The organism is Brevundimonas sp. Bb-A, assembly GCF_009394735.1.
Taxonomy (GTDB): Bacteria; Pseudomonadota; Alphaproteobacteria; order Caulobacterales; family Caulobacteraceae; genus Brevundimonas; species Brevundimonas aurantiaca.
In genome coordinates, this window is the sequence record NZ_CP045456.1 from 2,288,730 (window position 1) to 2,308,425 (window position 19,696).

At 66.3% G+C, this 19,696-nt stretch carries 23 protein-coding genes; 11 read left to right on the plus strand and 12 right to left on the minus strand.

The window, feature by feature from the left end; translation table 11 throughout:
• Window positions 1–492 precede the first annotated feature (492 nt).
• Genes BSP_RS11235 through BSP_RS11250 form a run of 4 tightly spaced genes read left to right on the plus strand, consistent with a single transcriptional unit; the run spans window position 493 to window position 3,215 of the window.
• Window positions 493–1,374 carry an AAA family ATPase gene (locus BSP_RS11235; protein ID WP_152950373.1) on the plus strand — a complete coding sequence of 294 codons (882 nt, stop codon included), beginning with the start codon at window positions 493–495 and terminating at the stop codon, window positions 1,372–1,374.
• Window positions 1,361–1,831 carry a hypothetical protein gene (locus BSP_RS11240; protein ID WP_152950374.1) on the plus strand — a complete coding sequence of 157 codons (471 nt, stop codon included), beginning with the start codon at window positions 1,361–1,363 and terminating at the stop codon, window positions 1,829–1,831. The genes BSP_RS11235 and BSP_RS11240 overlap by 14 nt, the downstream gene beginning before the upstream one ends.
• Window positions 1,831–2,334, plus strand: a complete 504-nt coding sequence (locus BSP_RS11245; RefSeq protein WP_152950375.1) for an HORMA domain containing protein — start codon at window positions 1,831–1,833, stop codon at window positions 2,332–2,334. The genes BSP_RS11240 and BSP_RS11245 overlap by 1 nt, the downstream gene beginning before the upstream one ends.
• The gene (locus tag BSP_RS11250) at window positions 2,331–3,215 is read left to right on the plus strand and encodes a CBASS oligonucleotide cyclase (RefSeq protein ID WP_152950376.1); all 885 of its coding nucleotides are present in this window, start codon (window positions 2,331–2,333) and stop codon (window positions 3,213–3,215) included. The genes BSP_RS11245 and BSP_RS11250 overlap by 4 nt, the downstream gene beginning before the upstream one ends.
• Here the strand turns inward: BSP_RS11250 and BSP_RS11255 are convergent, their stop codons facing one another.
• The gene (locus BSP_RS11255; RefSeq protein WP_152950377.1) at window positions 3,216–4,166 is read right to left on the minus strand and encodes an S-4TM family putative pore-forming effector; all 951 of its coding nucleotides are present in this window, start codon (window positions 4,164–4,166) and stop codon (window positions 3,216–3,218) included.
• Window positions 4,167–4,353: 187 nt separating this feature from the next.
• On the opposite strand from BSP_RS11255, the gene BSP_RS11260 reads away from it, so the two are divergent.
• From BSP_RS11260 to BSP_RS11270, 3 genes are read left to right on the plus strand one after another with little or no spacing between them, the layout of a single operon-like run.
• Complete coding sequence (locus BSP_RS11260; RefSeq protein WP_152950378.1) at window positions 4,354–4,965, plus strand: GcrA family cell cycle regulator; 612 nt, start codon at window positions 4,354–4,356, stop codon at window positions 4,963–4,965.
• Complete coding sequence (locus BSP_RS11265; protein WP_152950379.1) at window positions 4,955–5,551, plus strand: zeta toxin family protein; 597 nt, start codon at window positions 4,955–4,957, stop codon at window positions 5,549–5,551. Before BSP_RS11260 ends, BSP_RS11265 begins: the two co-directional genes overlap by 11 nt.
• 13 nt (window positions 5,552–5,564) lie before the next feature.
• A complete protein-coding gene (locus tag BSP_RS11270) occupies window positions 5,565–6,143 on the plus strand; it encodes a hypothetical protein (RefSeq protein ID WP_152950380.1) in 579 nt (192 codons plus the stop codon).
• A 566-nt stretch (window positions 6,144–6,709) separates the two neighbouring features.
• Here the strand turns inward: BSP_RS11270 and BSP_RS11275 are convergent.
• On the minus strand, window positions 6,710–6,928 hold the full coding sequence (locus BSP_RS11275) for a GDCCVxC domain-containing (seleno)protein (RefSeq protein WP_152950381.1): 219 nt from the start codon (window positions 6,926–6,928) through the stop codon (window positions 6,710–6,712).
• Window positions 6,925–7,311, minus strand: a complete 387-nt coding sequence (locus tag BSP_RS11280; protein WP_152950382.1) for an MFS transporter permease — start codon at window positions 7,309–7,311, stop codon at window positions 6,925–6,927. Before BSP_RS11280 ends, BSP_RS11275 begins: the two co-directional genes overlap by 4 nt.
• A gap of 77 nt (window positions 7,312–7,388) precedes the next feature.
• On the opposite strand from BSP_RS11280, the gene BSP_RS11285 reads away from it, so the two are divergent.
• A complete protein-coding gene (locus BSP_RS11285; RefSeq protein WP_224764325.1) occupies window positions 7,389–7,775 on the plus strand; it encodes a helix-turn-helix domain-containing protein in 387 nt (128 codons plus the stop codon).
• A 56-nt stretch (window positions 7,776–7,831) separates the two neighbouring features.
• On the opposite strand, the gene arsH is transcribed toward BSP_RS11285, so the two are convergent.
• From arsH to BSP_RS11310, 5 genes are read right to left on the minus strand one after another with little or no spacing between them, the layout of a single operon-like run.
• Entirely contained in the window at window positions 7,832–8,584 is a 753-nt protein-coding gene (arsH, locus tag BSP_RS11290) for an arsenical resistance protein ArsH (RefSeq protein WP_152950384.1), read from the minus strand.
• Complete coding sequence (gene arsN2, locus BSP_RS11295; RefSeq protein ID WP_227975934.1) at window positions 8,584–9,003, minus strand: arsenic resistance N-acetyltransferase ArsN2; 420 nt, start codon at window positions 9,001–9,003, stop codon at window positions 8,584–8,586. The genes arsH and arsN2 overlap by 1 nt, the downstream gene beginning before the upstream one ends.
• Window positions 9,000–10,094, minus strand: a complete 1,095-nt coding sequence (gene arsB / locus BSP_RS11300; RefSeq protein WP_152950385.1) for an ACR3 family arsenite efflux transporter — start codon at window positions 10,092–10,094, stop codon at window positions 9,000–9,002. The genes arsN2 and arsB overlap by 4 nt, the downstream gene beginning before the upstream one ends.
• Window positions 10,094–10,513: an arsenate reductase (glutaredoxin) gene (arsC, locus tag BSP_RS11305; protein ID WP_152950386.1), complete on the minus strand. Its 420-nt coding sequence runs from the start codon at window positions 10,511–10,513 to the stop codon at window positions 10,094–10,096. Before arsC ends, arsB begins: the two co-directional genes overlap by 1 nt.
• A 9-nt stretch (window positions 10,514–10,522) precedes the next feature.
• Window positions 10,523–10,858 carry a helix-turn-helix transcriptional regulator gene (locus BSP_RS11310; protein ID WP_152950387.1) on the minus strand — a complete coding sequence of 112 codons (336 nt, stop codon included), beginning with the start codon at window positions 10,856–10,858 and terminating at the stop codon, window positions 10,523–10,525.
• 406 nt (window positions 10,859–11,264) lie between these two features.
• Between BSP_RS11310 and BSP_RS11315 the strand changes: the two genes are divergently transcribed.
• The 3 genes from BSP_RS11315 (at window position 11,265) to BSP_RS11325 (ending at window position 13,367) form a co-directional block, all read left to right on the plus strand.
• The gene (locus tag BSP_RS11315; protein ID WP_152950388.1) at window positions 11,265–12,317 is read left to right on the plus strand and encodes a type III polyketide synthase; all 1,053 of its coding nucleotides are present in this window, start codon (window positions 11,265–11,267) and stop codon (window positions 12,315–12,317) included.
• The gene (locus BSP_RS11320; protein WP_152950389.1) at window positions 12,317–12,808 is read left to right on the plus strand and encodes an isoprenylcysteine carboxyl methyltransferase family protein; all 492 of its coding nucleotides are present in this window, start codon (window positions 12,317–12,319) and stop codon (window positions 12,806–12,808) included. Before BSP_RS11315 ends, BSP_RS11320 begins: the two co-directional genes overlap by 1 nt.
• Before the next feature lie 145 nt (window positions 12,809–12,953).
• Complete coding sequence (locus BSP_RS11325) at window positions 12,954–13,367, plus strand: ferredoxin (RefSeq protein ID WP_066551057.1); 414 nt, start codon at window positions 12,954–12,956, stop codon at window positions 13,365–13,367.
• A gap of 65 nt (window positions 13,368–13,432) precedes the next feature.
• Here BSP_RS11325 and BSP_RS11330 read toward each other — a convergent pair whose 3' ends face one another.
• From BSP_RS11330 to BSP_RS11345, 4 genes are read right to left on the minus strand one after another with little or no spacing between them, the layout of a single operon-like run.
• Window positions 13,433–13,813, minus strand: a complete 381-nt coding sequence (locus tag BSP_RS11330) for a copper-binding protein (protein ID WP_066551055.1) — start codon at window positions 13,811–13,813, stop codon at window positions 13,433–13,435.
• On the minus strand, window positions 13,810–16,959 hold the full coding sequence (locus tag BSP_RS11335; RefSeq protein WP_152950390.1) for an efflux RND transporter permease subunit: 3,150 nt from the start codon (window positions 16,957–16,959) through the stop codon (window positions 13,810–13,812). The genes BSP_RS11330 and BSP_RS11335 overlap by 4 nt, the downstream gene beginning before the upstream one ends.
• Window positions 16,956–18,290, minus strand: a complete 1,335-nt coding sequence (locus BSP_RS11340) for an efflux RND transporter periplasmic adaptor subunit (RefSeq protein WP_082854040.1) — start codon at window positions 18,288–18,290, stop codon at window positions 16,956–16,958. Before BSP_RS11340 ends, BSP_RS11335 begins: the two co-directional genes overlap by 4 nt.
• Window positions 18,287–19,618: a TolC family protein gene (locus BSP_RS11345; protein WP_152950391.1), complete on the minus strand. Its 1,332-nt coding sequence runs from the start codon at window positions 19,616–19,618 to the stop codon at window positions 18,287–18,289. The genes BSP_RS11340 and BSP_RS11345 overlap by 4 nt, the downstream gene beginning before the upstream one ends.
• Between the last annotated feature and the right edge of the window lie 78 nt (window positions 19,619–19,696).

Sequence of the window (19,696 nt, forward strand, 5' to 3'; positions counted from 1 at the left end):
AGCCAATCGAAAGCTGTGGAAGGTCGGTTCGGCCAGATGGGTCCATCGGATGCGAAACGCTGTCTATTGCGGTTTCGACGCTGCACGCCACTACATCTTGACGAAAGTTTCGACACGTGAGACGAATCGGCTCAGAGTGAAAACGGGTTAACGATCCCTTTCCCTGCGACCCGACTCAACATATCGAGTCTGTCCGGGTTGGGTTTCGGCTGTGCCAATTCCGTTGAATTCGATCGATCCGCCGACGCCGTGTTCGGGCGCGGCTCGCGTATCAGACGAAGGAGCGTGCCTGACGATGTCAGCATGAACATGGTGGGGAGAGGACGACCGTCCCGACTTGCAGGTCTTCAAAAGAAGGCCGCCCTCTCTCCGGTTACCGACTCATTCGGGTCGGCGGCGCGATCTTATGCATCGCGTTCGCGAGCACACAACCGTCGCCGCGACTGAGCGCCCTCTCGGATTCATCTCCCCTTGAATCGAAAGGACTCTCTTATGAGTTCCGGCATTGCGTATCGCTGCACCCTCCCCGATCCCGCCTTCGAGTCCGCCTGGGACTCGATCAAGATGGACAAGGCGGTCAAGGACCGGCTCGTCGCCCAGGCCATGCTGGCCCTGACCGTCCGACGTTCCGTCTCCTTCGACGTCGCTCCGCTGCACGGCCTGATCGTGCTCGCCGGCGTCCCCGGCACTGGGAAGACCACTCTCGCCCGCGGGCTGGCGACCAAGGTCGCCGCGATGCTGTCCCCTTCGAAGGTGAACTTCATCCAGGTCGATCCGCACGGGCTCGCCAGCGCGTCGCTCGGCAAGAGCCAGCAGCAGGTCACGACCCTGTTCAACCAGACCATCCCGGAGGCGGGAATGGGCGGCTTCGCCGTAGTCCTGCTGGACGAAGTCGAAACCATCGCGGCCGACCGCAAGAAGATGAGCCTCGAAGCCAACCCCGTGGATGTTCATCGTGCGACCGACGCGGTCCTCGCCAGCCTCGATCTCCTCACGCGCCAGCACAAGAATATCCTGCTCATCGCCACGACCAACTATCCGCAGGCCGTCGACAGCGCCTTTCTCTCGCGGGCGGATCTGATCGAGTACATCCCGCCTCCGAATAACGAGGCCCGGGCGGAAATCATCCGCGACACCCTCGAAGGGCTGGGCCGCCAATGGCCGTCGATCCGCAACCTTGCGAACGACATGAGCCTTTTCGTCGCCGCATCGAGCGGGATGGACGGCCGCCGCCTGCGCAAGGCCGTGGTCAGCGCCCTGGCGGGCTCCATCGCCACCGCTCGCGACCCCAACCTCGTCACAAGCCAACAGATGCTGGCGGCCCTCAAGGCCTCGACCCAGGCGAACAAGGAGGTCGGCCGTGAAGCTGCGTAGAGATATCGCGTCCGTGCCGGTCCGTACGGGAGCCGAAACCTGGTCCGAGATCATCGCTCTGATCACGCGGCCGGATTCGATCGACGCCGGCCAGCTCACGGCGGCGGCGAGCGTCATGGCCTCTCTGCTTTGCGAGGACCACTACGCCAAACATCCGCTGACCCTGAAAGGGGACGGACATCGCCTGGTGATCTACGGCGCCTACGGCGCGGACGCGGTAACCCGCGGCGCCGAGGTCGCGCCTCTCGATTGGAATCCCACCCGCAAGGCCTGGACCCTCCATGTGCCCTGTGAACCGGAGGATCTCGACTGGGTGACGCAGACGCTGAAAACACGGGCTCCTCGCCTCGCGGTCCACGCCCTCGGCTCCGGTCCCGCAGACACCGAACAGGACGCCTCCGCTGCCGCCAACGACACATCGGCGGCTCTCAGCATCAACTGGGGAGCTGCGAGCTGATGGCTGTCTCGACCTTCACCTATACCCGCACCCACACCGCCGCCTTCGTGGCGGATCACATGCGCAACCAGCTGAAACGCATCGTTCAGGCTGCCGGGCTATCGCCGGAACAGTTGGCGGACGATTGGACCATCGTCGGACCGGCCGCCCGGACCTGGCTCGAGAGCGGCCATCTCGAAGTCGTGACCATCGAGTTTTTCAAGCCGGGATCGAGCACGTTGCAGCTGCGTTGGGACTTCCCCGTCACCTACGACGGCAGCGGAGTCGACGATGACATGTGGGTCGACCGGGACCACGTTCAGCGCACGATCGACAAGGTCGGTCGCCCGCCGACCGGATGCACCTATCGGATCATCCTGAGCTGCAAGCGAGGCCGACCGGAAGTTCCGGGAATGTCCAGCACATCGCACCTCTCGACGGCCGGCCTCGTCAGCCGGTCCACCGGCACGGCGATCGCCACCCACGACATCACCGCCGGGCTCAACTACTGGAGGCCGGCATGACCAAGGTCAGCGACGCATTCGCCACATTCAAAAGCCGCCTGGAGCTGACGCAGACCGAGAAGGATGATGCAAGCCGTCGGCAGAAGGATGTCCGCGCCACCGTGCAGGAAGCCTTCCACGTCGACCACGACTTCCTGACCGGCTCCTACGGGCGACACACCAAGACAAAGCCGCTCAAGGACATCGATATCTTTGTCTGTCTGGGGTCAAAGGAGGACCACCGACGCAAGGCGCACCCGAAGGCCGTTCTGGACGACCTCGAGACGTGCCTCGTTGATGCGTATGGGCGAGATCAGGTGGAGCGCGACCGCCGGTGCGTGACCGTCTGGTTCGAAAAACGCCACCAGACCCAGCATGAGGAAGGCAAGGTCGTCAGCCTGGACGTCGTCCCGGCGTTCCAGTCGGGATCGGATTACGAGATTCCCGACGAGGATCTCGGCAAGTGGATCAAAACGAACCCCGCGACCCACAACGACCTGACGACAGCGAAGAACAAGACGCTCAGCGGGAATTGGGTGCCGCTCGTAAAGATGCTGAAAAGCTGGAACCGGGCCAACGGCAAGCCGATCGAACCGTCCTTCCTTGTCGAAGTCATGGCCCTCGATCTGGTTGATGGTCCGTTCAACAGCTTCCCCGACGAAGCCCGTCGATTCTTCGCCGCCGCTGCGGCCAGCATCGAGGAAACCTGGAGTGATCCCGCGAAACTGGGCCCGCCGGTGTCCGACGAGATGACGACCGCCAAATGCGCGGTGGCCCGCCAGACGTTGAGAGACGCCGAGATGGCCGCAACGCGCGCCTATCGTGCCGAGGCGCAGGGCAGCGAGACCGAGGCCGTGCGGATTTGGAAAGGAGTCTTCGGCGACTTCTTCCCGGCGGCCTGATCAGTCGGGTGTAGAGCCGGCGGCGCGCAGCCTCACAGCGACGCCGGCTTTCATATGTCTTTCCAGGTAGGCGCGTCGGGCCTCATAGAGGCCCGGCATGACCAGAGGACTGGACACCCGACGCGCATATAGGGCGTTCTGAATATTGCGGCTGGCGTCGCGGGCGTCGTCTGCTGAAATCGCCTCCGCCTCCACCCTCGCCAGAACGGACTCCAGTTCGCTCTTCGTCTGGTCCTGGCTTTCGGCCGTGTCTTTCTGTCTGAAGTGCTCCCGAACGGACCAGACCAACACCGGGGCCACTGGCATCCAGGTCACGGCGACGTCGCTCAGCGGCAGCCGGACGACCCAGCAGGCAATGAGAAAGGCGGTTGGGATGCCGATCGCCAGCACCAAGGCAATCGAGCCGTTGAAGCGCCGAAGGGTGACATCGTACCAGAGACTGCTGCGCTGACAGAGCAACCGCCCGGCTTCCAGACTCGTGCTGCCGACTTCGGCCGGGTACCAGTCAAGGATGCCTTTGTCGCTGTGGCGTTTCGACCAGGCTTCTGCTGCAGCCTCTATGATCTCAGGATCAATACGTTTTCCTGCGCTCAAGCCGTTCCAAGGCAGTTGCAGCACGGAGCAGTCGAAGCATTCGGCGATTTTGGCGCCGCTCCGCACGAAACGGCGCTGGGCGCGATCCAGAATAGTGATGTCCAGCAAGGTGACTACGAGGCTGAATGCCGCCACGCCCGAACGCGCTTCCTCGACGAACAGACCTGTGGCCGCTCCGACCACCGGCAGAAAGACGGTCAGGATCAGCTGGAGGATAAAGATGAGCTTAGCGCGGTGGAACATCTCCTGGCGCGCCCGCATCAGCTGGAGATTCTCGGGTCTGTTCTGGCGTGCCGGGATATCGTTCATACGGGCTTGTCGCCTGACCATCGGCGCGATGGAAGCGGCGATCCGCATCCGACCGGTCGCCGGGCGTGTCTATCCCGCTGCCGTCTTTCAGTGATGACGCGGTGATGGTCGCCCTGGACTGGTGCTCAATCAGACGTGATCACCGCGCGACCTTGAAATCGACGGGACATTCTGGTTCCCGCGACGCGGCAGTGACGCCCTATCGATCGGCCCCTATATTCGCTATATGAATCGCATGGCACCAACGCCTTTCGATCTGAGTTTCGAAGACCTCGTCGAAGCCGGGGCCCGAGCGTCCCGCGCCGCCGCCGATGAGGCGAAGCGCGCCGACGTTCCTCTTGCTGCGTTTGAAGCCGAACCTGCGACCCCGCCGCCGTGGGACGACGCACGGCTCGATCTGCTGAAGACGCTCTGGCTCGACGGATTGAGCGCCACCCAGATCGCGATGCGGCTCGGTGGGATCACCCGAAATGACGTCATCGGCAAGGTGCATCAGCTGGGCCTGTCCGGCGGACGGCCATCAACCCGCCCGGCCTCGGCCCGCGTCCGACTAATGGAAGTGGCGGACGGCACCGCTACGGTGCTCACCCTCGGCGCCCACATGTGCAAGTGGCCGATCGGCGATCCATCTTCACGCGAGTTCACCTTCTGCGGTCGTCGGGCATCCGAAGGCGTCTACTGCTTCGAGCACGCGCGCGTCGCCTACTCTCCCACTGCAAGGCGAGGCTCACCTCTACCCACCGCAAACCGTGCGAAGGCCGGAGCAGCCGTGAAAGGCGCAGCCGTCACGCCGCTTTTCGGAGCCGCCGACCTCCAGATTGAAGTGCGACGCCGGCTTGGCCTCTGAGCCGCCGTTCGTCCTGATGATCGCGGGGCCAAACGGGTCCGGCAAGACGACCCTGACGAACCAGTTGAGGGCGGACGGGGTCGATCTCGGCCACTATGTGAATCCCGACGAGATCGCCAAGACGCTGGAAGGCGCCTATGGCGCGCGCGTCCGTGGAGCGCAGCAGATCGCCGCCGATGAGCGGCAGGCTTGCCTTGAGGCCGGACGAAGCTTCTCGTTCGAGACCGTGATGTCTCATCCGTCCAAGATCGAGGTTCTGCGGGAGGCCAAGGCGCGCGGGTTTCGAACCGCTCTCTATTTCGTTGCGACGGAATCCCCCTCTCTGAACGTGGCGCGCGTCGCCCAGAGAGTCCTGCTGGGTGGTCACGACGTGCCTGAAGATCGTATCCGTCAGCGCTATGTCCGGACGCTCGACCTGCTTCCCCAAGCGCTTGAACAGGCCGATCTGGCGGTCCTGTTCGACAACACTCACGGCGCCCCTGCCCTTCTCCGCCCATTCTGTGAAAAGGCGGGGGCCAGGATCACCCTTTCGCCCCCGCTTCCGGACTGGGCGCGCCCGGCGCTCCGGGGCCTGGTGCCCTTCTAGGGTCGGCGGCGGCATGTCGGCTCTCGATGACCTCAGGAGGCAGCTGCGACCCGGCGAGGTCTATCGTCGTCGGGACCTCGCGAAGGGGTCCAGCGCCCTTGATCGCCATGTGCGTCGGCTCGTGGTCGAGGGCCATCTAGAGAAGGTTTTTCACGGTCTCTACATGGCGCCGCGCCAGAGCCGGTTCGGCAGGGCGCCCGCAAGGCCGGAGAAGCTGATCAAGGCCTTCCTCAAGGACGACCGCTTTCTGATGATGTCCCCGAGCGCGTTCAACGGCCTCGGGGTCGGGACGACACAGCTCTACAATGAATCGATCGTCTACAATCTCCGGCGTCAGGGCCGGTTCGAGCTCGGCGGCCTAACCTATGACTTCCGCAGGACGCCATCCGTCCCCAGTCGTCTGAACGCGGAGGTTTTGCTTGTCGCTCTTCTTCTGAGCACGCATCGGCTCGCCGAGGACCGGACCGACCTTGTGCCCCGGGTGCTCGAGCGGGCCCGTGCGTTGAATCCCGATCGATTGGCCCAAGCGGCCAGGGACTTCGGCTCGGCGAGGGCCTCCCGATTCCTGCGCCGGGTGCTCCATACGCGCTGATCGCAGTTGAACTTCGACAGAGGTGAGCCCGGCGGGGCGCAGACGTCGCTCCGGTCTCGGCTACACCCGCACGTTCAGTCTGACCGGCTCTGGGCCTAGACCAGAATAGACGACGCTGAATCACTTCGAGTAGTTCGCCTGCCCAGGCCAGGCACATTGCTATGCCTGAACTTAGTTGATTAAGGCGTCCGTGATGCCCGAGACGGTCACCGGCTTCTCGCAGAGAGGAACGGCTCGATAGCGCGCGGCATCGCACGATCTGACGACAGCGAAGACCCAAGACGCCGATCAGAAATTGGGTGCCGCTCGTCCGGGCTGGAGGCGAGGCACAGCACCTCGGGCAGGCTCACTGCGCCCAAGCGGCGGATGTCCTCCGCCGAAATCACGTAGACCGCAGCTGCCGAGACACCGAGGTCACCTCGACGGCTGTCAGCTCTTCGAGACTGAGGCCCCGAGAGTCCTGTCGCCAGCGACCGGGGGCAACACGGCGCCTCTGTACCGTCAACCCCAATCCGATCACCAGGGTCGTCGACAATCCTCCTCTGAGGCCTCAGGCCCTACGAAGCCTAGTCGCAGCAGCCCTTGCCGTCGATCTGGATCGGCGGACACGGCACATCGGCGTAAGAGCAGAAGACGCAGCAGTCGCCCGGTTTGGGCTTCAACTGCGCGCCGCAGCCGAGGCAGTCGTAGAACCAGATGCAAGCGTCGGTGGGCATGGTCTCGACTGCGACATGACCGCAATGCGGACAAGTCAACGTCGAGCAAAGTTTTACGGCGAAGTTCATCGCTGAGCCGCCAGCAGGGGCATGGCCCAAGGTTCGATAAGGGGCTCCCAAACCAGAGACAGGCCAACCAGAACCGTTGCGGCCATCAACAACACGACGGACAATCGTGACGGCCGCCGACACGCCCCGTCCCTGCGGCAGGCGCGGAGGCGGCGCCAGTGTGCCAGCCAGCCGCCAACAAGGACCGCAACGGCCACGACCGTTATCCAGTGTCGCGCGCCGGCGATGACAGCCACGCCAGCAAAAGACAGGCCGGCCACCGACAAAGCGAGCGGCAGCACGCAACAGGCAGCCCAAGCGAAAACCGAAGCCAGGCCGCCGACAGCGGCTGCCGCGCTGGCAGCCACGTGCGGAATGCGGGGTGATTTGGAGTCGGTCGCCATGGAGTCTCCTGTCAGGGTACTGCTAATGGCTACAACCCGTAGCCGCTACAGGATCAAGGGATATGTCGACTCGGAGTATGACCATTGGCCGACTGGCGAAGAGTGCTGGCGCCAATCTCGAGACGGTCCGCTATTATGAGCGCATCGGCCTGATGCCGGCGCCGCCGAGAACCGATGGCGGTCACCGCAGCTACCTCTTCGAACACTTGCAGCGTTTGCGGTTTATCCGACGGTCCCGGGAGCTTGGTTTCGGGCTCGACGCGATCCGCCGCCTCATCGCCTTGAGCGAGCCGGGGGTTCAGGCCTGTTGTGAGGTCCGCGACATGGCGCGGGAACATGTGGCGAGCATCGACGCTCGCATCGCGGATCTGCAGCGCCTGCGCGGCGTGCTCCAGAAGGCGGCGGCGGACTGCCGCAACCCAGAGACCAGCCGTTGTCCGGTCATTGAGGCGTTGGGAGGCTAGCGCCCTGGTCTTCGCGCGCCCGTCCCGCGCCAAAAATCTTCCATTAGATGGGTGTGCTACCGGGCGGCGATAGCGATGGAAGACAGGTCGGCTGCGGCGTCGATGGGAATTCCGGCCGCCTTGCGCTCGGAGTAGCGGTCCACCAGCTGCGTCGAGTGCGGGCGCACCAGGATGGTGAAGCGCACCAGTTCCTCCATCACATCGACGAGGCGCTCATAGTAGGCGGAGGGCTTCATCCGCCCGGCCTCGTCGAACTCCTGGAAAGCCTTGGCCACGCTCGACTGGTTCGGGATGGTGACCATCCGCATCCAGCGGCCCAGAAGGCGCAGCGTGTTGACGGCGTTGAAGCTCTGGGAGCCGCCGGAGACCTGCATGACGGCCAGGGTTCGGCCCTGGGTCGGGCGCACGCCGCCCATGCTCAGGGGCAGATGGTCGATCTGCAGCTTCAACAGGCCCGAGACCTGGCCGTGCCGTTCCGGGCTGCACCAGACCATGCCCTCGGACCACAGAGCGTGCTCGCGCAGTTCGCGCACCGCGGGGTGATCGTCATCGCCGGGCGACCCCGGAAGGGGCAGGTCGGACGGGTCGAAGATGCGGGTTTCGCATCCCATCCATTGCAGCAGGCGGGCCGCCTCCTCGACGCAGAAGCGCGAATAGGACCGTTCACGCAGCGATCCGTAGAGGAGCAGGATCCGGGGCGAATGGTCATGCGGCCCCAGATCGCGGGCGGGATCGGCCGAGAGATAGGCCTTGTCCAGGGCCGGCAGATGATCCGGATCGGGCAGCGGGCGCAGGCGGGCGAAGGTCATCAGAGGTCCTTGGTCAGATAGGCCGCCGACGCCGGGCAGAGCCCCGCGAATTCGCGGGTCCGCCGGATCGCCTCCGGCGCCGACTGGCGGCTCGCGGCCCGGTAGCCGTTCCGGGCGAAGAAGGGCTCGGCCGTCGTGGTGAGCAGATGCAGGCGTGCGGCGCCCAGGTCGCCGGCGACGACCTCGGTCGCGGCCAGCACCCGGGCTCCCAAGCCGCGCGCCTTCCGATCGGCGAGCACAACGAGCGAGCGGAGCAGCAGGTCGCGCCCCTCCCCTTCCAGCCCGACATAGCCGACGACGGCGCCGTCGTGATCGGCGCTGAAGTAGCGGCCGGCGTCAGGCGCGGGCAGGCCTTCGGCCCGCAGCGCGGCGATAAGGCCGGCGTCGGTCGCCTCGATCAGATGCAGGACCACCATCATCCGGCGTCCGCTGGCGGGACCGTGTCCGGGAACCACCGCCGGCCCATCCAGAGGGCGACCAACACCAGCAGGATCAGCACCGGCACCTCCACCAGCGGGCCGATCACGGCCGCAAAGGCGACCGGCGAGGCTAGGCCGAACGCGGCGATGGCGACCGCGATGGCCAGCTCGAAATTGTTGGAGGCCGCGGTGAAGGCCAGGGCCGTGGTGCGCGGGTAGTCGGCTGCGATCAGCTTGCCCATGAGGAAGCTGACCACGAACATGACGAGGAAGTAGATCGTCAGCGGAATGGCGATACGCAGGGCGTCGAGCGGCAGGGCGACCACCTCGCCGCCCTTGAGGCTGAACATGGCCACGATGGTGAACAGCAGCGCGATGAGGGTCAGCGGGCCGATGCGCGGCAGGAACCGGGTCTCGTACCAGTCCGCCCCCTTGCGCGCGATCAGCACGCGGCGGGTCAGGAAACCGCCGAGGAACGGCAGGCCCAGATAGACCAGCACCGCCGCCGCGATCGTCCAGACGCCGACGTCCACGACGCTGCTCTCCAGGCCGAACAGCGGCGGCAGGACGGCGAGGAAAATCCACGCGTAGACGCTGAAGAAGGCGATCTGGAACAGGGAATTGAAGGCCACCAGGCCGGCGACATAATGGTTGTCGCCCCGCGCGAGCTGGTTCCACACCAGCACCATGGCGATGCAGCGCGCCAGCCCGATCAGGATGACCCCGGTCATGTACTCCGGCTGATCCCTGAGGAAGATCACGGCGAGGGCGAACATCAGGATGGGCCCGATCACCCAGTTCTGGACCAGGGACAGGACCAGCACCCGCTTGTCGGCGAACACCTGGGGCAGGGCCTCGTACCTGACCTTGGCCAGCGGCGGGTACATCATCAGGATCAGGCCGATGGCGATGGGGATGTTGGTCGTCCCCACCGAGAGGCTGTCGACCCAGCCGGGCAGACCCGGAACGAGGGTCCCCAGCGCCACGCCCGCCGCCATGGCGACGAAGATCCACAGCGTCAGCCAGCGGTCCAGGAAGGACAGACGACCGGGGGCCTCACGCGGCGTGTCGACGACGGGCGTGTCGACCATCAGCGGACCCTTTTCCCGTCGGCGTCGATGACGACCTCGCCGTCCTCCTTGGCGAATGGCTTCAGGTTTTCGGCCGGAAGCAGGTCCAGAACCGCCTCCGAGGGACGGCACAATTTCACGCCCAGAGGCGAGACGACGATCGGCCGGTTCAGCAGAATGGGATGGACCTCCACGGCGCCCAGCAGCTGGTCGTCAGACAGCGCTTCGGCCAGCCCCAGCTCCGCGAAGGGCGTGCCCTTCTCGCGCAGCAGGTCCCGCAGCGAGCCGCCGGTCCGCGCGGCCAAGTCGGCGATCCTCTCTCGCGACGGCGGGGTCTTCAGATACTCGATCACGTGCGGCTCGACCCCTGTATGCCGGATCAGTTCAAGGGCGTTGCGCGAGGTCCCGCACGCGGGGTTGTGGTAGATGATGACGTCCATGGATGATCCTCAGTCGCGGCAGGGCGCGAGTTCTCGCAGAAGCGGCTCGCACAGGTCCGCGCGCCCTCCGCAGCAGTCCTTCAACAGGAACAGGACCAGCTCGCGCAGCCTATCCAGATCGGCGCGATAGACGATGGACCGGCTTCGGCGCTCCGAGCTGACCAGACCGGCGCGGGACAGCACGCCCAGATGCGCCGACATGGTGTTGGCCGGGATCGCCAGCTGATCGGCGATCTCGCCCGCCGGCAGCCCCAAGGGCTCGTGTCGAACCAGCAGACGGAACGCCTCCATTCGAGTCGATTGAGCGAAGGCCGAAAGAGCGAGAACTGCTGCCGTTGATTCCATATTTCGATTATTCTGGAACTCTGGAGAAGATCAAGGCTTCAAGTTGCTCGTTGAAGGCCACCGACGACGCCGCCCGTCGATCACGAACGGTTGCGCGTGGCGCATCCCTCCCCGGGTTGTCCCTCGGACAGATAAGGATCGTCGTCGTTTAGGTCAGCATGCGAACGGGCCAGCGCGTCCGGATCCTAGGCGGGACAGACAAGGAATCCGGGCATCGCTCCAGCAGCGCACCCGCCGGCGAGGACCAGGAAGCCGGCGCTTGGTGCGCGACCTTAACTGATCCGGCGAAGTCGTGTTCAAGGCGTGTATATGGACTGCGGGTCACAGGAACCTCGTCTGTTCGCCGGCGCTTTGAAACTGACCGGCAGGCGTCGTGTTTGTGGGTTCCCGAACGCTGGAGCGTCGCTTGCCACACACTCGCCCTCGGCTGCAGGCCCTCGCCCTGGCCTGGCCGCCATTCACGTTGAAACAGGAGGATGTGGCAGCGAACGGCGCCGAGATGTTCGCCACCACTCATGGCGGCTTCGAACGTCTGGCTCCGATCTACAGGAACGCCCTGATCGAGACACGGCACTCCTGCGTCCCGATCGAGTGGTATCTGAAGCCCCACAGCTTCTCCGAACGAAATGATCTGTTCCTTGAGAACGCGGTCGCCGTGCTGGCCGAAGCCGCGGGCAAGGCGCTGGCCGAGGCGGAGTTGACGGCGCAGGATATCGACGCGGTTGTCGTCGTCTGCACGACCGGCATAGCCACGCCTGCGCTGGACGCCCGGCTGATGACGGTGATGCCTTTCCGGCCCGACGTAAGGCGTCTGCCTGTCTTCGGCCTCGGATGCGCCGGGGGCGTGGTCGGACTCGCGCACGCCGCCGACATCGCGATGGCCCATCCGGACGAGCGCGTGCTTCTGCTTGTGGTCGAACTTTGCGCCCTCACCTTCCGGGCCCAGGACCGATCCAAATCGAACCTCGTCGCGACGGCCTTGTTCGGCGATGGTGCGGCCGCCGCGGTGATCAGTTGTCGTGACGACGCCAAAGGGCCCGCTCTCGGCGCCAGTCGCGAACACACCTGGCCTGACAGCTTGGATGTCATGGGCTGGGGCGTGGCGGACGACGGGCTCAAGGTCGTCTTCAGTCGAGACACCCCGACCCTCGTTCAGGAGGACTTCCGGCCAGTGGCGACGCAGTTCCTCGCCGATAATGGAATGACGGCGAAGGATGTCGGCGGTTTCGTCTGCCATCCCGGCGGAGCCAAGGTGATCGACGCGCTGGAGACCTGCTTCGAATTGACCGAAGGGACGCTCGGCCACACGCGAGAGGTGCTCCGCGCCCACGGCAACATGAGCGCCGCGACGGTGCTGTTCGTCCTGAAGGCCATGCTCGACGACGGAGTGGAAGGGCCTCTCCTGCTCACCGCCCTCGGCCCCGGCTTCACCGCCGGCCTGATGCTGGTGCACCCCTGATGTGGCTGTGGCTGGTGATCGGCCTGGTGGCGATCCAGCGCCTTTGGGAGCTTTGGCTGGCGAATCGCAACACCCGGCGGCTGATCGCACTGGGCGCGGTCGAAGTCGGCGCCCGCCATTATCCCCTGTTCATCGCACTGCACGCCAGCTGGCTGGCGGCCATCGCACTCGCCACGCCGCCGGCGACAGTTCCGCATCCCGCCTGGCTTGCGTTCTACGTGGTGCTGCAGTTCGGGCGACTCTGGGTCATCGCGACGCTCGGACGCTTCTGGACCACACGGATCATCACCCTGCTCGGCGCGCCGTTGAACAGACGGGGTCCCTACCGGTTCGTTCGTCACCCCAACTATGTGATCGCGTCCCTCGAAATCCTCGTCCTGCCGCTGGCGGTCGGCCAGGTCTGGATCGCCGTCGCGTGGAGCAGCGCGAACGCTATGCTTCTGGCGTGGCGTATTCGGGTGGAGGATGGGGCGCTTGCCGACCGCAGATAGTCCCTTAGGAACATGGCCGGACACCTTGATCCCGGCCCAGCTGCCCGCTCAGGGATGCACACCGTTCACGTTTCACGGCGTACGCGGTCACCGGGGAACAGCGGCCGTTCCGGCGGGTTGACCAAGTCCGCCATCGGAGAATCCCATGCATATCCAGTCCATGATCAGCGCCCACCCTCACGTCAAAGGCTCGACCAACGACGCACTGATCCGCGCCGTCGAGGCGGCCTACGAGTGCGCCGCGACCTGCCGCATCTGCGCCGACGCCTGTCTCGGCGAAGCCATGGTCGCCGATCTCGTCCAATGCATTCGGCTCAACCTCGACTGCGCCGACGTCTGCGCGGCCGCCGGCGCGGTCGGCGCGCGCCGTACGGGGAGCAACGAGGCGGTCATCAAGGGCCAGCTCGAGGTTTGCGCCGACACCTGCGCGGCCTGCGCCGCGGAGTGCGACAAACACGCGGACATGCATGAACATTGCCGCATCTGCGCCGAGGCCTGCCGCCGCTGCGAAGAGGCGTGCCGGGAGGCGGTTGGCACGATCACTCCGTCGAGCCGTTGATGGAGCACCGCCTTCACCGTGCGTGCGCTGACAACGCCCCGCACGAACGGTGAAGGCGGGTCCGGCTATTCCGGGCGAATGGCGGTGACTTCACCCGCGTTGCCCTGAACGGTCAGGTCGAACTGGACGCGATCCCCGACAGCGGCTTGCTGTGCCACGGCGGGGTCTGCCGTAAAGCTCATCGTCATGGCTGGCCAGCCGACCGCCGGAATAGCCTCGTGATTGATCGTCACGGTGCCGGCCGCCGTATCCACGGCGGTGACCACGCCTGCGCCGCTGCCGGATCTGGAGCCCGCAGCGGGGGACGTCGCCGTGTCCGCCGCGCCGGCCGCGGAAGCCGTGTCGACGGGCGCGGCAGCGGCCGGTTCGGCGGCCGGGTCCGCGGGTTGGCCGCAGGCCGAAAGCATCATGGCCGCGCCGGCGAGTGAAACAAGGGTTCGGGTCATGGGGTCGCTCCTTGGTTTGGGGGGGTTGAACGGGCCTTGCGGCGCCTGAGGAGAAGGTAGCCCGCCGGTATAACGAGCATCGAGAGCAAAGGTGCGGTGATCATGCCTCCGATCACCGGCGCGGCGATCCGGCTCATCACTTCCGAGCCCGCGCCGTGGCCGATCAGAATCGGAAACAGGCCCGCCAGGACAACGGCGACCGTCATGGCCTTGGGCCGGACCCGCAGCAGGGCGCCTTCGCGAACGGCCTCTTGGACCTGTCCGCGATCGGGGTCGGCTCCGCGATCTTTCAAAGCTTGCTTCAGATAGATCAGCATCACCACGCCGAACTCGGCCGAGAGGCCGGCCAGGGCGATGAAGCCGACGCCGGTGGCGACGGACTGGTGAAAGCCGAGCAGATAGAGCAGCCAGATCCCCCCGGTCAGGGCGAACGGCAGGGTGGCCATGATCAGCAGGGCTTCGTCGAAGCGCCCGAACGTCAGGTAGAGCAGGACGAAGATGATCGCCAGCGTGGCCGGGACCACGATCCTGAGCCGCGCGGTCGCCCGTTCGAGATATTCGAACTGGCCCGAGTAGGCGATGCTCACGCCAGGCGTGGGGGTGACGGCACGGGCCACGGCGCGACGCAGATCCGCGACGACCGAGGCCAGGTCGCGTCCCCGCACATCGACATAGACCCAGGTGGTCGGCCGGCCGTTCTCGGACTTCAGCATTGGCGGCCCGTCGGCGATCCGCAGATCGGCGACGGCGCCCAGGGTGATCTGCTGGCCTGAAGGCGTCAGGATCGGCAGGGCTCGCAGTTGTTCCACGCTGTCCCTCAACTCGCGCGGATAGCGCACGCTGATGGGATAGCGCGCCACGCCCTCCACGGTCTGGCCGATGGTTTCGCCGCCGATCGCGCCTGAGACGATCGACTGCACATCGGCGATGTTGAGACCGTAACGCCCCGCCGCGTCGCGGTCGATGTCGATATCGACGTAGCGGCCGCCCGTCAGACGCTCGGCCAGCGCCGAGCTCACGCCCGGCACGGATTGGGCGACCTCGGCGACCTCGGCCGCGACGCGGTCGATCTGACCGAGGTCGGCGCCGGACACCTTGACGCCGACGGGGCTCTTGATCCCCGTCGCCAGCATGTCGATGCGATTGCGGATGGGAGGAACCCAGACATTGGACAACCCCGGAACCTGGACCGCGCGGTCGAGCTCCTCGACCAGCTTCTCCGGCGTCATGCCGGGGCGCCATTCATCGCGCGGTTTGAACTGGATGGTGGTCTCGAACATTTCCAGCGGAGCCGGATCCGTCGCGGTTTCCGCCCGGCCGGCCTTGCCGAACACGGTCGCCACTTCCGGCACCGTGCGGATCATGCGGTCCGTCTGCTGCAGCAGTTCCGCGGCCTTGGCCGCAGAGAGGCCCGGCTGGGCCGAAGGCATATAGAGCAGGTCGCCCTCGTCCATCGCCGGCATGAATTCGCCGCCGAGCCGGCTGAGAGGCCAGGCCGTAGTGGCGAAGACCAGCAAGGCGACCAAGAGAGTTTTCCTTGGGTGACGCAGCACCCAGTCGAGCGGCCCCCGATAGATGTGGGTCAGCCAGCGGTTGATCGGGTTGCTCTGCTCGGCCGGTATCCGTCCCCGGATCAGATAGCCCATCAGAACCGGCACGAGGGTGATCGACAGGATCGCCGCGGCCGCCATGGCGTAGCTCTTGGTGAAGGCCAGCGGCGCGAACAGCCGACCCTCCTGGGCCTGGAGGCTGAACACCGGAATGAACGACAGGGTGATGATCAGCAGACTAAGGAACAGCGCCGGTCCGACCTCCACGGCCGCCTCGGTGATGACCTTCCACCGTTCCTCGCCCGCCAGCTTCTTGTCGGGGTGATCGTGCTCCCATCGCTCGATGTGTTTGTGGGCATTCTCGATCATGACCACTGCCGCGTCGACCATGGCCCCGATGGCGATGGCGATGCCGCCCAGCGACATGATGTTGGCGTTCACGCCCTGAAGATTCATGATCGGGAAGGCCGCCAGCACGCCCAGCGGCAGGGTCAGGATGGCGACCAACGCCGACCGGGCGTGCCAGAGGAACAGGCCGCAGACCAGGGCGACGACAATGAACTCCTCGATCAACTTGCCGCTCAGATTGTCGATCGCCCGGTCGATGAGCTGCGAGCGATCGTAGGTCGTCACCACTTCGACCCCCGGCGGCAATCCGGCTTTGAGCGTCTGGAGTTTCTCGGCGACAGCCGCGATCGTGGCGCGGGCGTTTGCGCCGGATCGCAGGATGACGACGCCGCCGGCGACCTCGCCTTCGCCATTCAGCTCCGCTATGCCGCGCCGCATCTCCGGGCCGATCTGGATGGTCGCGACGTCCCCGAGGCTGATCGGCACGCCTCCAGCCGCCGTGCGGAGCGGCACGGCCCGGAAGTCGTCGAGCTCGGTCAGATAGCCGTTGGCGCGCACCATGTATTCGGCCTCGGCGAGCTGGAGCACCGAGCCGCCCGTCTCGCCGTTGGCGCGCTGGAGAGCTTCGACCACCACCTGATGGGTGACGCCGTAGGACGCGAGCCTGACGGGGTCGAGCACCACCTGGTATTGCCGCACCATGCCGCCCAGACTGGCGACTTCGGCAACACCCGGCACGGTCTTCAACTCATAGCGGAGGAACCAGTCCTGCAGACTGCGCAACTGGGCCAGATCGTTTCGGCCACTGCGGTCGACCAAGGCGTACTCATAAACCCAGCCTACGCCGGTGGCGTCCGGACCAAGTGCCGGTTGGGCGGTCGCGGGAAGTCGCGCCTGCACCTGGCTCAGATATTCGAGGACCCGGGAACGGGCCCAGTAGAGGTCCGTCCCATCCTCGAACAGCACATAGACGAAGCTGTCGCCGAAGAAGGAGTAGCCCCGAACCGTTCGCGCGCCGGGCACCGACAGCATGGTGGTCGCCAGAGGATAGGTGACCTGGTTCTCGACGATCTGGGGGGCCTGCCCCGGATAGCTGGTGCGGATGATGACCTGTACGTCCGACAGGTCCGGCAGGGCGTCGACCGGCGTGCTGCGAACCGCAAACAGGCCGGCGGCCAGCAGAGCGAGCGCGGCCATAAGGACGAGAAAACGTCCCTTGACCGAGGCGCGTATGATCGCGGCGATCATTGCCCCGACCTCTCGCGCGGCGCGGGCGCGGCCATGGATGCGCCCGTCTGGGCGGCGGCGGGCCGGCCGGCCGTCGGCGACGCCGGGGCGCGTGCGGGTCCGGAAGTTTGGCCGATCGGCCGCGCCGTGACGCCTGACAAGCTGGCTTCAGAATCGATCAGGAACTGCCCCGACGCGACGATTCGTTCGCCTTCCCTGAGACCGGCGAGGATCTCGGTCTGTCCGCCGGCTTCCCGTCCGATGCGGACCTCGGCCGGTTGATAGCGGCCCTCCGGCAGGGCGAGCATGACGATGTCACGTTCTCCGGTCCGGATCACCGCCTCGGTCGGCACGAGCAGAGCCGAAGTCGAACCGCCGCCGAAGGTGATCCGGCCGAACATGCCCGGCCTGAGACGCCCTCCCCGATTGGCCATTTCGATCCGCGCGGTGATCGTGCGACTGTCGCCGACGAGCTCCGGCAACAGGGCGGTCAGGCGACCCGTGAACCGCTCGCCCGGGAACGCGGCCAGGGCCACCTCGACGGACTGCCCGGCTCTCAGCTGGTTCGCGAGCGCCTCCGGGATGGCGGCGTTGACCCAGACGGTCGACAGGCCGTTGATCTCGGCCAGGGTCATGCCCTGGGCGACGCTCATGCCGGCGCGCACGCTCAGCGTCTTGATCACGCCGCCAGTGGGCGTCGAGATCGTGATCGTGTTCCGCGCCCGCCCGCTGCGTTCCACAGAAGCGATTACGCCCTCGGACATGCCCAACAGCACCAGTCGCTGCCGCGCCGCCTGGATCAGGGGCGTATTGCCGGTGCGTCGCACGGCGAGATATTCGGTCTGGGCTCCGCCCCAGGACGGAATGAGCAGATCGACCAGAGGGGCGCCCGCGGCGACCACGTCGCCCGGCGCGCGGTTGTAGACGCGCTGGACGAAGCCGTCCGCGCGCGACTGGACCACAGCGATGTCGCGTTCGTTGTAACCTATGATCGCCGTGGCGCTGAGATCGCCCTCCAGGTCGCCACGGCGGGCCGTGGCATATCGGACCCCCAGATTCTGGGCCAGCGCCGGATCGATCCGGACGCCGGGGGTGGCGCTACTTCCCCCCTCATCGGCATACTTGGGGATGGTGTCCATGTTCATCGACGATTTTCCAGGCCCCGGATATCGTTCGTTCGGAACCATGGGATCGTACCAGTAGAGGATCTCGCGCTCCCCTGCCCCCTCGGCGGTCTCGCCGCCGGCCCCATCCAGGCGTGGAGCGACGACGATGCCTGCCCCGACGCCGACCCCGACCAAAAGAAGCGCGCCCATGGCGACGCCCAGGCGTTTGTTGCGAAGGGCGTTCATCGGTCGTCGTTCCCATAGGTGAGAGTGATCTCGACCACCTGACGCTTCACGGCGGCCTCGCGATCGAGCGCGTCGAGCCGGGCGTTGGCCACGGCGGTGAAGGCTTCGAGAACTTCAACGATGCCCGCCCGGCCCGCCGCATAGCTCGCGGTTTCGAGATCGGAACGCTGAAGGACACTGGGCAGAACGACGTCGCGCGACCGGATCCATTGATCGTGAGCGGTCACGTATTCCGCCAGGGCGCTTCGCAGCGACGCGGTCAACACGCGCTCAGCGTCCTCACGCTCGGCGGAGACCCGCAGCGCATCAGCGGCGCGCGCGGCGATGACCGGATCCTGCCTCCGACCGGGAAAGATCGGCAGCCGCACGCTCGCTCCGACGGAGAACAGATCGCCGAACCGCTCATCGCGGCGGGCGTAGCTGGCTTGGAACGACCAGTCCGGCCGGCGTCCGGCGCGGGCCAGAACGACCTCGGCTTCGGCGCGGCGCGCGGCGGCTCCATAGGCCCGCACGGTCGGCAGCTGGGCGATGCCGCTCTGTAAGGCGACCAGGTCGAGATCGTCCTGCGGCGGCGGTCCGACCGTCTCGGGATCGGCGTCGCCCGTCCACCGGGCCAGTTCGGCTCGCGCCTTCTCGATGTCGGCGGCGAGACTGCTGCGGCGATCGTCAAGATCCGCCTTGAGCTGAACGGGACCGAGAGCGTTGGCGGGCCGATAGGCGCCGGACGCGACTCCGGCCGGGGCGGCGTCCCAGAGGGGTTGCAACGTCGCCAGCAGCTCGTCCAGCGCTGCAAAGCGGAGCTCGGCATAGAACAGGTCGATCCACGCGAGGCCCGCGGCGACCCGGACCTCTCGTCGCGCGACGGACTCCTCAGCGCCGGCGACGCCGATCGCCGCCTCGGCGATGTCTCGCTCGGCGCGACGACGCGCGCGGCTGGGCACTTCCTGCTCGACGCCGATCCTGAGCATGGTGAAGTCTTCATCGAATTGCCCCGCGAACGGCCCGTTCACCGGATATCCGTCGAGACCGACGGAGAGCCGGGGGTCCGGCAGGCGCCCGGCAGCGGGCGCGGCGGCCCGAGCCGCGTCGACGCCCAGAGCGCTGGCTCTCAGGCGCGGCGCCTCGCTGGCGGCGCGGGCCAGAGTCTCGTCGAAGGTCTGGGGGTCGGCACGGGCCGGCGCGGCGCAGAGTCCGAGCACCAGGAGTGCGGCCAGCGGCCAGGGCCGGTCAACGGGGCACGGCCAGCAAGGCCGCCGCAAGCGTCGCGGCAAGGGAACCGCCGGGAGACGGCGCACGACGGAGACCGCCGTGCCGAAGCGAATGATCATGAGAAATCTCGATAACCGCCGCGTCCACCTCGCGGCGAGACGCAGGCGCAGACCTTAGTCGATCGGCGGACGCCGCGA